Annotated in this window: 9 protein-coding genes; 3 read left to right on the top strand and 6 right to left on the bottom strand. The window is 42.7% G+C overall.

What is annotated here, in order from left to right; genetic code table 11:
- Positions 1-4: 4 nt before the first annotated feature.
- From CDG77_RS17100 to hisG, 3 genes are all read right to left on the bottom strand, one after another.
- Positions 5-430 (bottom strand): response regulator, encoded by a 426-nt coding sequence (locus tag CDG77_RS17100; protein ID WP_442946428.1) that lies wholly within the window; start codon positions 428-430, stop codon positions 5-7.
- A 17-nt stretch (positions 431-447) separates the two neighbouring features.
- The gene (locus tag CDG77_RS17095; protein WP_094330544.1) at positions 448-2,988 is read right to left on the bottom strand and encodes a GAF domain-containing protein; all 2,541 of its coding nucleotides are present in this window, start codon (positions 2,986-2,988) and stop codon (positions 448-450) included.
- A 248-nt stretch (positions 2,989-3,236) separates the two neighbouring features.
- The gene (gene hisG / locus CDG77_RS17090; RefSeq protein WP_094330543.1) at positions 3,237-3,881 is read right to left on the bottom strand and encodes an ATP phosphoribosyltransferase; all 645 of its coding nucleotides are present in this window, start codon (positions 3,879-3,881) and stop codon (positions 3,237-3,239) included.
- 66 nt (positions 3,882-3,947) lie between these two features.
- Here hisG and rppA point away from each other — a divergent pair, with 66 nt between their 5' ends.
- Complete coding sequence (rppA, locus tag CDG77_RS17085; protein WP_094330542.1) at positions 3,948-4,646, top strand: two-component system response regulator RppA; 699 nt, start codon at positions 3,948-3,950, stop codon at positions 4,644-4,646.
- Between the two features lie 237 nt (positions 4,647-4,883).
- Here rppA and CDG77_RS17080 read toward each other — a convergent pair whose 3' ends face one another.
- Positions 4,884-6,380, bottom strand: coding sequence for a flavin-containing monooxygenase (locus CDG77_RS17080; RefSeq protein WP_094330541.1), 1,497 nt, complete (start codon positions 6,378-6,380; stop codon positions 4,884-4,886).
- Between the two features lie 838 nt (positions 6,381-7,218).
- The gene (locus tag CDG77_RS17075) at positions 7,219-8,076 is read right to left on the bottom strand and encodes an acyl-CoA desaturase (RefSeq protein ID WP_094330540.1); all 858 of its coding nucleotides are present in this window, start codon (positions 8,074-8,076) and stop codon (positions 7,219-7,221) included.
- Between the two features lie 284 nt (positions 8,077-8,360).
- Between CDG77_RS17075 and CDG77_RS17070 the strand changes: the two genes are divergently transcribed.
- A complete protein-coding gene (locus CDG77_RS17070; protein WP_094330539.1) occupies positions 8,361-9,590 on the top strand; it encodes a TetR/AcrR family transcriptional regulator in 1,230 nt (409 codons plus the stop codon).
- 23 nt (positions 9,591-9,613) lie between these two features.
- Here CDG77_RS17070 and CDG77_RS17065 read toward each other — a convergent pair whose 3' ends face one another.
- Positions 9,614-11,509: a DUF1565 domain-containing protein gene (locus CDG77_RS17065; RefSeq protein WP_094330538.1), complete on the bottom strand. Its 1,896-nt coding sequence runs from the start codon at positions 11,507-11,509 to the stop codon at positions 9,614-9,616.
- Between the two features lie 678 nt (positions 11,510-12,187).
- Here CDG77_RS17065 and CDG77_RS17060 point away from each other — a divergent pair.
- Positions 12,188-13,303, top strand: a complete 1,116-nt coding sequence (locus CDG77_RS17060; protein ID WP_094330537.1) for a thiamine phosphate synthase — start codon at positions 12,188-12,190, stop codon at positions 13,301-13,303.
- Positions 13,304-13,354: the final 51 nt, after the last annotated feature.

Genomic DNA, 13,354 nt, shown 5'->3' with positions numbered 1-13,354 from the left:
TCCACTACTCCGGTGGCAGTTTTACGATCGCAAACCAAAAATTTTCTATTGATTGGACAATTTTAACGAATTGATCGAAATCTACTGGCTTAGTTATATAACAGTTTGCAGATAAATTATAGGCTTTGATGATGTCTTCTTCAGCTTGGGAAGTCGTCAGAACTACTACGGGAATTCTTTTGAGCTTTTCGTCTGCTTTGATTTCTGCCAGTACTTCTCGCCCATCTTTTCTGGGTAGGTTCAAATCGAGCAGCACAATATCGGGATGAGCTACTCTGATGTATTGCCCTTGTTTCCGCAAGAATGCCATTGCCTCCACACCATCTTCGACCACATTTAGGTGAATCGATATTTTACTATCTTCTAGGGCGATGCGTGTAAGTTGAGCATCGCCAGGATTATCTTCTACCAACAAAACCTCAATAGGCATAATCGCTTTTGTGGTATTCACGATTGCTTACCTGCTCTATCTGGAATTGTGAAGTAGAAAGTCGAGCCTTGACCCGGTTTCGACTCAACCCAGATCCGGCCGCCGTGGCGTTCTATAATCTTTTTACAAATTGCTAGACCGATTCCAGTACCAGGATACTTATCTCTACCGTGCAAGCGCTGGAAAATTATAAAAATGCGTTCTACATACTGGGATTCTAAACCGATACCATTGTCGCATATCGAGAATAACCATTCATCTACCGATGGGATGGAATTTAAATTTTCTCCGTCTAAATTTGCATTTGGCTTGGCTACCCCAATGTGAATTTGTGGCTGCTGATTTTGGCAAAATTTGATGGCGTTCCCAATCAGGTTTTGAAATACTTGTGTGAGTTGGGTAGAATCAGCAATCAGTTTTGGTAGAGAATCATGAGTAACAATTGCTTTACGATCTGCGATCGCAATTTGGAGATTAGCGATCGCAGATCGTAAGATTAGATCGCAATCAACTAACTTAAAAGCCTGTCCGCGGGTGCTGACGCGAGAATAGTTCAATAAATCGTTGATTAGGGTCTGCATTCGCCGGGCCCCATCTACTGCATAAGTGATAAACTGATCGGCATTGGCATCAAGTTGATTTTTGTATCTTCGCTCTAGTAGCTGTAAATAACTTGTTACCATCCGTAACGGCTCTTGCAAGTCATGGGAAGCCACATAAGCAAATTGTTCTAATTCTGCATTAGAACGGACGAGTTCTTGACTTTGCTGAGTTTCTTTTTCTAATAGTTGCGCTTGAGATAAAGCAATACCAATTTGGTTAGCTAGTTGCTGTAACAACTCCGTCTCAAAGTTATTCCACTGTCGAGGTGCGGCACACTGATGAGCCAGCAACAAGCCCCAAATGCCATCCCTGACAAGAATCGGGACTACGAGGTTCGCTCTCACAGCAAACTGCTGAAGAAATTCTCGATGACATGGTTGAATATGAGCAGCTTCAATGTCTTCAATAGCACTCACTCGGCCCCGACGATATCTTTCTATGTATTGTTCTTTAAAGCATTTATCGTTCAGATTTTCTCCCAAAATTAAGGGCCAACCAGGTAATACTGCCTCTTGTATCACTGTTCCCGAACCATCAGTTTCCAGTCGGAAAATTAAAACTCGGTCAGCTTGGAGTAATTTTTGTACCTCAATAACTGTGGTTTGAAGAATTTCATCTATTTGTAAAGATTCTCGAATTTTCAGAGTGATTTCAGCAAATAATTGCGATCGCAAATTCTGCCGTTTTAATTCCTCATCTGCCCGCTTGCGATCTGTGATATCTGTATAAGAACCCACCATGCGAACTATATCACCCAATGCGTCCCAAAGTGCCTGTCCTCGATCTAGAATCCATTTATAGCTGCCGTTTTGGCATTGGACTCGATATTCACAGACGTAAAACGGTGTTTTCTTGGCAAAGTGGTCTTGGAAGGCTTGAAGTACCAAATCTCGCTCATCGGGGTGGATTCGTTTTATCCATTCATCCCAACCGTTGGAAACTTCGTCGTCTTTATAACCGAGCATTTCTTTCCACTGAGTTGAGAAGAACACTTCATTAGTCTTGAGGTTCCAATCCCAGATGCCATCATTATTACCATGTAATGCTAATTGCCACCGTTCTTCACTTTCCCGTAATGCTTCTGCTGTTCGCCGCCGTTCAGTAATGTCTTGAAAATAAATAGACAAGCCGTCTTTTGCAGGATAACCGTGGATTTGCAGCCAGCAGTTTAGTGGCGGATAAAACTCCTCAAATTCCACACTCACCTGTTCTAAAATTGCCTTGTGATACTCACGGTAAAATGTTGTGCCGATGATTTCTGGAAACACTTCCCAGATGTTTTTACCCAAAAGCTCATTTTGATTTTTTTGCAACAGCCGTTCTGCTTGACCATTAATGTAGGTGAATCGCCACTTTTTATCTAAGGCAAAAAAACCATCAGTGATGCTTTCAAGAAGATTATTGGTGCGGGTTCTCGCTGCTTGCTCTTGTGCTATTAGCTTTTCAGTAACTTCAGATACTTCAGTTACACAACGCCTAAGTTCTAATTGGTCGATTACTAAGTGACTCAAAGCCACAAGCGCTTCAACTTGTTTTTGGCTCAATTCTTTTGGAACTTGGTCAATTACACACAGAGTTCCTAGCATATCTCCCTTTGGGGTAATTAAGGGTACGCCTGCATAAAATCGCACGGATGGATAGCCAGTGACTACCGGATTATTGGCCAACTTTTCATCAGCTAAGGTATCAGGAACCACTACAACCTGACGTTGCTCTTGGCAAAGGTAAGACAATCCAACACACCGGGGCATTTCTGATACATCTAAACCTACTTTTGCCTTAAACCATTGACGGTTTTCATCAATAAAATTTACCAAAGAGATGGGAGTATCGCAAATAAATGCCGCTAACTGAGCAAGATTGTCGTAAGCTTTTTCGGGTTCAGTGTCAAGAATTTGATACTGGCGGAGGGCTTCTAGCCGCGCCAGTTCTGTATCAATATGTCCAGCGTTCATTAACTTTTATTAAGAAATCTAAGTGTAATATTTCTGGATCAAAAGTAGCGTAATCTTTTTTAACAATTCTTAGTCATTTCCCCGCGTCTGGCTGTTCAGGAAATTTTGTCGTCCTTTTGCGATCGCACTAATCCTAGTTTAAACAAATTTAGTCTTGTTATAAAAATCATAATTTTCATCAACAAAATCATGATTTCATTGATGAAAACTTTAGTTTGATTTCTGACTTCTAACTTCTGTTGTAACTGTTAAACCTTTATCAAAACTGCTTCCCGCAGCTTGGAAATCACATCACTAAGATTACCTGTATTCAGGCGGTAACTTAGAGGATGGGCAATCAACCGTGCCGTGCTTTCATAGAGAGTAGCAATTTCAATCAAACCATTTTCGCGCAGAGTTCGCCCTGTAGAAACTAAATCCACGATCGCTTCTGACATTCCAGTAATCGGGCCTAATTCCACTGAACCATACAACGGTACTATTTCTACAGGTAAATCTAGACTGTGGAAATATTCACGAGCGCAATTCACATATTTTGAAGCAACTCTACCATGTGGTGGTAAATCTAAAGGCGATCGGTAAGAACTCGATGCTTTTACCGCCACAGACATCCGACAATCTCCAAACTGCAAATCTACCAAGTGGGCAACTTGCGGCTGCTTCTCCCGCAACACATCGTAGCCGACAATACCCAGTTGTGCTTGACCATATTCTACATAAACAGGCACATCCTGCGCCCGTACCAACAAAGCTTTTGCAAGTCCCTTAGGATCGGGAATTTGAAGTTGGCGAGTTCCTGAATCTAAAAAAGCGCTAAAATCTAATCCCACAGATTGTAGCAGGCGGATGCTATTTTTAAGGAGTTCCCCTTTTGGCAATGCAACAGTCAGCATTCTTTTTCTTAATATCCTTGGCGTTCTAGCAGTTGAATAATATCTCTATATGCTTACCACAGCAGCATGAGAATTTTATTAGTTGATGATGAAGTTGAACTAACTGAACCCTTGAGTCGCTTGTTAACTCGTGAGGGTTACATTGTGGATGCCGCTTACGATGGCACAAGTGGCAACGAATATGTACAAGCAGGCAGTTATGACCTACTAATTTTAGATTGGATGCTGCCAGGAAAAACGGGGTTAGAAATTTGTCAGCAATTGCGACGACAAGGCAAAACTACTCCTGTACTGTTTCTCACAGCTAAGGATACTCTAGATGACCGCGTACAAGGTTTAGATGCTGGTGCTGACGACTATCTAGTTAAACCCTTTGAACTGCGGGAGTTACTAGCCAGAGTCCGGGCTTTATTGCGTCGTTCTGGTTCCCAAACCTATGAAACCACCACCGGACGTTTAACCGTCGCTGATTTAGAACTCGATTGTGAAAATCAAGTCGCCTATCGCCAAGGAAGAATCATTGAGTTATCGCAAAAAGAAAGTCAGTTGCTGCAATATTTTATGGAACACACGGGACAACTAATGACTCATGCCCAAATTTTGCATAATTTGTGGCAAGAGGAAGAACAACCCAGCAGTAATGTGATTGCAGCCTTAATTCGTTTGCTGCGCCGTAAGATTGAGGTAGGTAGAGAAACTGCGCTGATTCACACAGTCTACGGCAAAGGCTATCGTTTCGGTGCTTCTACAGTGGAGTCAGGTTAACGAATTCGTCATTTTTCATTCGTCATTCGTCATTCGTAGTTAAAAAGAAAGCAATACGTTTGTTTGGATTAAGCATTTTTTTCTCCTCTCTGTGTCCTCTGCGGTTCGTTGAGTTTTAACCTTAATTGAACCTCGTATTAAATTAAAAAAGATATAAATACCACTTCATTTTTAATTCATCGAGCTACCATCAATAACATTGCGGTAGCGAGTCCGCAAACGTCTTGTAATTACGAATTATTTTAGTCTTTGCGACTTTAATTCCTGTCGAAGTTTGTGGTAGAGGGATAAATCCACAGGCATCATAATCTGTGAAATTCCCTTCCAGACACCAAGCTGATTATTTGCACCCATATCTTCCATAAGTTGCTCAGTGTAACGCAAAGAAAACGAAGTGATGCATGTCGCCCTCGCTACAACACTATGATATTGAGTTTTCATCCAATCGATATCTGCTACCATTTCTTGATACATTGCTGACGGTGAAGGCAATAACAAGTTGCCTTTGACATACTCTAGTAACCACCAAGCACCAACTTCTGATGTCAACTGACTATAGAAACTGCTGTTATAGCCAACAAAACCCATCTGGGGAATATTAGGATGAATCAGATAACGATAAAGATTAAAATTACCATCTTCATCAATTATCTGTCGGCGATATTCTTCTTCGAGAAAAGGAAGTTCTTGGGTAAATCCTGTCCCAAAAATTACTACATCTGCCTGCAACTGCTGACCATTAGCTAATTCCACACCATCAGGGATAAACTTGGCGATGCTTGTTTTAATTGCCTGAATTTTACCAGAGTGGACGTACTTAAAGAAATCTGGGGGAGCGATGCTAATGGTACAGTTAACCTGGTTCATTGGTTGTTCAGGCAACATTCCGCAACTATCAAGCCCGAATTGCAGGCGTATCAGCATCTCATTAGTGCGCCAGAAAGCCCACACTAGCGGCTTCCCCAGAGTGTGTAGTAATTTTTCAACCCGTCCCATCTGACGGTAGGGGAACCAAGCTTCTGAAAAGCGAGTTAATAAAATATACTTCAGGTTTACTAAACCCAGGAAAAATCTCGGAACCTTCCACATCGGTTTACGGAAGACGAGGCTGGATTTTTTGGCTATGTTTGCCCCCAAAGTCGCAATATCGCAGGCAGATTTGCCAAAACCCACTACTACTACCCGCTTCCCCTCAATAATTGAGGCATCGTTAAATTCGGTAGAATGCATTATCTGTCCTCCAGATGCGACAAATTCTTCTCTACCAGGCAAAGAAGGTAACTTCGGGATGCTGAAGGTGCCATTGCACACTAGTACAAAGTCAAATTCGTGCTTTTCCTCTCTTGTCTCATCGCCATTACCATCTTTCACTCTGATGGTAACTACCCATCTTGGTTGTTCTCCAGTTTTGCGGGAAACATTGGTAACTTCCGTTTGGAAGCGAATCCTCTCAAGAACTCCAAAATTCTGGGCGTATGAATTTAAGTAATTCCGCATATCTTCTGCTGTGGGCCACTCTGGGTATGATGCAGGCATGGGATAGTCGGAAAAACTATATGTGTCACCTGTATTCTGGGTTGTTAATCCTGGGTAAGTTCGAGATTGTTCCCAAACACCACCAAGTCCTTTTTGTTTCTCAAATACAGTAACGTTGTAACCTTCTTCGAGAAAAGTTTTAGTTGTTACCAGACCACTAATTCCAGCCCCAATCACGCAAATTTGCTTGGTTTCCATATTCTTTTTTAAGAGGATGTTTTAAAAGTCTTATTGTAGGTATCAAAACGTTCTAGATCGCCCTAAATCCACGCCACTTGCTTCACTTGGGGAGACCCCAAGACCGCAGTGGCTCCCCTTCAAAAGGGGGACTTTGATTCTGGTTCCCCTCTTTTGAAGGGCAGGGCTGTTTCATTCCCTAAAGAGCTTTAAAAATTAAGGGTTCTAGCAATTAAAAATTGGTTATTTTGTTACCAGCGTGCCGAGAGAATGAACTATCTTACTGATATTTAAGTGCTTAAATGTTCATGTCATCGTCACACTTACTTACAATTTTCTCGCTAGGCATCTTGACAAATCCTGTTTGAAATGGAATGAAACAGCCCCCCTTTTGAAGGGGGGTTAGGGGGGATCTAAAAGTGCCTAAAATCACAGCTAAATACTTTTAAAACATCCTCTAAGTAAAGTCCGTAATAATCTCTGTAAAAATGAATTTACAGCAGGTTTTATTTACTTGAACAATATAGGAATCCGGTTTGATTTCTGAAAAGATACCTAGGGGAGCTAGTCGAAAAAGCTGCGAAATCACACACCTTGAAAGGGCTAGTCCTAAAGGCGATAAAAAATGCTGTTAGTTTTCACACTTGATGGATTGCGGTGATTTAAACGATTAGATTTTACCGTAAAATAATACTGATAAGGGCTTTCCAAGAAATAAATTATCAATTTTGTGGGATGGGCATCTTGCCCATCCCACAAGAAAATTTGGGATATTTTTTTATTTGGAAGTCCCTAAAAATTAGTAAGCCGACTGCGGGAAGCAATCGGCTTAAGAAATTCACGCTCGTTGAGTTGCAATTTAGCCGTGAGTTGCACCTTGAGGAGGACGTGAGACAACTTTTTTGGCTAAACCCAAAGTCTGCAAAACTAGGATGCTCCACCAAGTAATATCAATCTCCCACCAAGACAATCCAGATTTCGCCATGTGGGGATAAGTATGATGGTTGTTATGCCATCCTTCTCCATAAGTGACGATGGATACCCACCAAAGATTACGAGCGCCATCATTTGCATCAAAGGTACGATAACCCCACAGATGTGATGCTGAGTTCACAAACCAGGTTGAGTGCCAAAGCAAGACACATCTAAGAAACACACCATAGAATACAAAAGGCCATCCTCCTAAAACATATAGGAGCAGTGCAAAGGGTATTTGCAACAGCAAAAAGTAGCGATCCAGCCAACAATAGAAGGGTTGTCTAGCTAGATCGGGGGCATATTTCTTATAGGTTTCATAGTCAAAAAATTCGGGACGCGGGTAGAAAATCCATAGTATATGACTCCACCAAAATCCTCTTTGAGCAGAGTAGGGGTCTAAATTAATATCTTCCGTGTGAGCGTGATGCTGGCGGTGTCCACCTACCCAAAAAATCGGCCCACCTTGCAAAGCCAGCGCTCCAATAAGGGCGATCGCATACTCTAACCACTTGGGGACTTGGAAGCTCTTATGGCTCAGTAGTCTATGATATCCCAGGCAAATACCAATACTCCCGAATAACCAGTGGAGAAACACTAGCAAACCTAATGCTGGCCAGGAGAAAAACCAAGGAGCCATAAGTGCTAAGGCATGAAATGTAGTAAAAAATACTACATTTGTCCAACTGAGTTGAGGTGATTTGCCTCTCTCAGGGGCGATCGCCCCAAAATTTGCAGTCATAAAAATTCCTGTTGATGGATGATGAAGCAATTTGCCTTTTCTCGGATGCCATCCCACAAGGGATTTACTCGCACTGTATATTATGTTAGTTACAGTGAGCCAGCGCGGTCTTCTCCCAAAGGGAGAGGCTAGGGCCAAGGGGGTTTCCCCCATTAGTGGCTGGCGTTAGCGCAGCGCTAGCGACGCAGGAGCGTCACCCGTAGGGGAGAGTAAAGCAAGTATCACTTACATTTGTTATGCTAGCAGAACTCTGATATCCCTGCAAGTGCCACTTGCATTTTTCTATGTCTTCTCACCTTATTTCCACTCGTCAACGCCTGATTCAAGCTGCACTTGAGTTGTTTTCGGCTCAGGGAGTTAGCGCTACCACAACCCGCCAAATTGCTGAAAAAGCCGAAGTCAACGAAGTGACTCTATTTCGGAATTTTGGCAATAAGCACGGATTACTTTTAGCTGTGCTAGAAGAGTCCGCAGCCTTCAAGGATTTAGGTGAGTCGCTAGTGCGGCGGGCAACGCCTCCCGGTAATGTCTACCAAGCTCTGAAAGATTATGCAAGTGATAGCTTGCACGCATTAGAACGAGTACCAGAGTTCGTCCGGTCTGTGGTAGGTGAAGCCGACCAATTCCCGGCAGAAAATCGCCGCGCATTAGGCAGGGGAGTAACAGAGGCAAACCGCTATGTAGCTCAGTATTTAGCTACTGTAATCCAGCAAGGACACCTAAATACCTATTTACCCGCAGAAAAATTAGCCAGTTTGCTGAATGGGATGATCTTGGGATATGCCGTAATTGAGTTCACCAGCGAATTTCACGAACTTTGGGAGGATCGGGATGATTTTCTGGAAAATTTGGTGGAGTTGTTTTTACATGGAGCCATGTCATCCTCAGCAGAATCAGCAACAAGCTGTTTCCAAGGAGGGTTTAACACCACAGAAGTAGCTGATTTACCAGCTAGTTTAGTTAATGAAATTCTGCAACAAGCAAGGAAATCGGGAATCCGAGATTATGCCTTGGCTTATGTGTTATTTGGGGCTGGGTTATCTGCCACAGAAATAATCCGCTTGGAGCGATCGCACCAAATCTACGATCCTCAAGGGCACTTCCTACAAATTACAATCCCCGGATTTGTCCGTCAAGTGCCTGTGAATCAATGGATTTTGGGCAAACGCTACGGTTCTTTTACCAATAATCCCTTAATTAAATGGCTGAAAAGTCGTAAAGATGCTCAAACAGGCATGTTTCTGAATGAAATAGGCACGCCGATGTCAGAATCAGAGCTTGAGAAACGTTGGCAAGTGTGGAGTGAGGGACTATTAACTCCCCAAGGGCAAACGCCAGCGATCGCCCAGGCGCAACAAACCTGGCGCGTAGAAATGTTAATGCGGGGAATCAGCTTAGAAAATTTGATTATTTTAACAGGTTGCGATCGCTCTCAATTACAACCCTATGTCCGTCGAGCCAAAGAAAAAGCCGCCTTAGAGCAAGCCACCCGTTTGGATCACAAGCCAGGATAGGATTTTTTAGCACTCAGCCCTCATTAATTCAACGGTTCCATAATGGCTCTTAAACCTTTGCTAGAGAGTGTTTTGAGCATTTCCTTAGCGTTATATTCACTACTAAATACTCCTGCTTGCATAACTCTTTGTCCTTCCCAAACTGTGGGAAAGGCACCAGGAGCAAGCGATCGCACTAAATCCTTATCCCTGTCAGTAGTTAAGGGAACAACTACGCGATAAAGGATACCTAACTGTGTCGCAGAGTTACCACCATCAGGAATACTTGCAGAACTTGTTTGCATATTGCGAGTATTAGTAATAGGGATATTGTTATCAGGAAGTGGTAAAAGTGCTGACGCATTTGGGGCAGTAGCTTCTACCATTGGTAATGGCTGCTGTGTTTGATTCCTCATGCTGGCAACTGAATTGGATGGGTACTCAGGAGCATTAAACTCAATCGTATTAGGATCGATCCGCACATAATTCAACTGTGGTGTATTAGGCGGCTGCGCTGGACTGGAAGTTACAACTCTTGAAGTGTTAGTTGCTATTTGTCTAGGTGATAAGCTGCTAGGAATAGGAAATCTAGCAACTCTATAAGTGGATGGCTGTTGATTGGAGATGGGTGCCGAAAGTGGTATGTTCGCAGACAACAATGGCAACAGTTGACTGTTTAATTGTCCAGGAACAGGATTACTGGGTGAAATGGTGTTGCTGGGTAATGGCGCTGTTTGATCGTTGGTAGTTTCAGAGGTTTCGGGAGCCGAGAAGGTGATTTCCCCAGTTGATGGTATTTCTTGTGGCACATTGCTGGGAGTCGATTGAGAATTTTGGGTTGCTAGTGCTATTGTCCCGTTAATATCTACCTTGCCAGTGATGCGATCGCTCACAAGATTATTACCGCCAGCCGAAATTACCTGTTTAGCAGCGCTGGCGTTAATATCGTAGCGGGCATTATTTTGAAATTGATTACCCCCAGGTTCCGATGCACTACCCAAATCTGGCATTGCTTGAGCGATCGCAACTAAACCATCTTCTTTATTATCTTGAATAATATTATTCCGTAAAATCGGGCGGGCCTTTGCTTGCACGATAATTCCCGATCTATTGTTCTGAATTTGATTGCCTATGACTATCGGAGCGGCATTTTGAGCAATATTAATTCCAAAACCCGTTTCGTGAAAAACATTCTCCTTCACTTGGGGACTGGAGTTACCAGCTATTGTGATGCCATTGGCTCCATTGCGATCGAAGTAATTCTTGCTAATCGTGGGTGCAGCATTACCACAGACAGAAATCCCATCTTGAGTACTACCAGTAAATGTATTTTCCGCGATTGCTGGATCGCTAGATTCAATCCATAAACCGTAACCCCGGCGATTGGGGTTTGTCACCGTTACCCCAGTCAGCAAAGCTTGGGTTGCTCCCACAATTGTGACATTTTGACCGGCAAAGCTGCGGCTCAGGTAATCACCACCTCCCTGAATGATAATATCCTTACCTTGATTGCTAGGGTTGCCTTGAATTGAAACACCCGGTTTCAGAATTAAGGGAAATTCTTCTCCTGTCTCGGCGCTATAAGTGCCCGTGGAGAGCATAATTACAGTATTGGCGTTAGCTAATCGCAACGCATGGGTAATCGTTTTTACAGGAGCGGATTCGCTGCCATTACCTGCGCTGTCATTTCCACCATTGGGGTTGACAAACAGCATGTTAGCTTGAGAATTGGTTTTCTCACCCACAGGTGCTGAATTTGGTGTTGATGGCATCTGAGCGATCGCGCTACCCAGGAACGCTATACTTGCTGTTCCTATACTTACGGTAAAAGATAATACTGATAAGCTAAAAAATAAAAGTTTTGCTGATTTCAGAAACTTCAGCCTTGCAAGCATAATATCTACTCTACGGTACTTAGTAAATGCACTCCGGTGAATCATATTTAACACACTCCTTAGAAATAACAATAAATTCTTATACTCTTAGAGAGTATTATGTCGATAATATTACTCACATATTTACTAATTGGCGATTTTTAATACAGGGTAATAAATGATATTGTGTCTGTTCAACAATATATTTGCCAAAAGACTTTCACCTCCAAAGAGCTTGTCATTATTCACGTCTAACAATCGTCGCCTCGGAATAGAATTCCACAGCTAACAGATTGTATTGCTCTCAAGAGAACTAAACAAGAATTAAAGTCCACTTAAGTGGACTTCAACTATTAGCCCAGGACTTAAGTTCTGGGAGGGATGTGGGCCGTTGCACTCCTTGAACTCTGACAAAAATTTTGGTAATTACCAGTTTTTGGGGAGATGATGATTACCAACATCTTTTAAATCTTCCTCAAAAAACAAATACTCTCTAAATAGTATCCATACAGTCTCAATTTAGTTTGCCCATTGGAGATTTTCTGGTGTATCCCTTTCGGCGAGTCCTTTTTAAGCTTGTTGTTCACCCAAAAAGACTTGACTAACCTTAGTGCAAAACTGTAGCCTCAAACTACCCTTATCACTGCCTATAGGAACATGGGATAATTTATCGTAACCCTCACTACTACGTTGTTTTGCGTAGATTCAGCAAAATTGAGTAAAAAAAAGCAAATTTATGAGCTTATGGTTACTAAGAGATATGATAATTCACACTTCGATGAAAGTACTAACGGGGTTGTTGTAATGGTCGAGCCATTCAGCCAAAAAGAGCAAATACAACAAGTTGTTTACCGCATTTTAGATGCCAATTTAGACCGCGCTCGTGAAGGCTTACGAATTATTGAAGAATGGTGTCGTTTTGGCTTGAATAATGCCCAGTTAGCTCTTGAATGCAAGCGCCTGCGCCAAGATGTAGCCAGGTGGCATACCTCAGAATTGCGGGCGGCGCGAGATACACCAGGCGATCCTGGAACTGAGTTAACCCATCCTCAAGAAGAAGAACGAGCTAGTATAAAATCGGTATTGCAAGCTAATTTTTGCCGCGTCGAAGAAGCTTTGCGGGTGCTGGAAGAATACAGCAAGCTAACCCAACCAAGTATGGCTAAGGCTTGTAAGCAGATGCGCTATCAGGTTTATACCCTAGAAAGTAGTTTAATGGGTCATCAGCGCCATCAATTGTTGTGGCGATCGCATTTGTATCTTGTGACTTCCCCACATGAAAATTTGTTGAACAATGTCGAGGCCGCACTTAAAGGAGGATTAACCCTTTTACAATACCGCGACAAAACCGCCGATGATTCTTTGCGTCTGGAACAAGCGAGAAAATTACGGCAGTTATGCCATATTTACGGTGCTTTGTTCATTGTTAACGATCGCGTGGATCTAGCTTTAGCTGTCGATGCCGATGGGGTGCATCTCGGACAACAAGATATGCCTATTGCTGTTGCTCGGCAATTACTCGGTTCGCAGCGTCTGATAGGTCTTTCTACCACCAATAAAGAAGAAATGCAAGGAGCAATTGCTGAAAGTGTAGATTACATTGGCGTGGGGCCAGTTTATGAAACTCCCACGAAAGTAGGTAAAGCCGCAACAGGTTTAGAATATGTCAGCTATGCAGCCAAAAATTGCTCAATTCCCTGGTTTGCCATTGGGGGAATCGATGCCAATAATATCAATGATGCGATCGATGCCGGAGCCAAACGGGTAGCGGTGGTGCGATCGCTCATGCAAGCCGAACAGCCTACTCTAGTAACACAATATTTGCTATCCCAACTCAATCGCATTAAACCAGAAATTTAAAAAGAGTCATTTGTCATTAGCCCAAAGTGAGTAACCAATACCCAATTTCCT

This window comes from Nostoc sp. 'Peltigera membranacea cyanobiont' 213 (genome assembly GCF_002245975.1).
Taxonomy (GTDB): domain Bacteria; phylum Cyanobacteriota; class Cyanobacteriia; order Cyanobacteriales; family Nostocaceae; genus Nostoc.
This window is presented reverse-complemented; position numbering and strand designations above follow the sequence as displayed.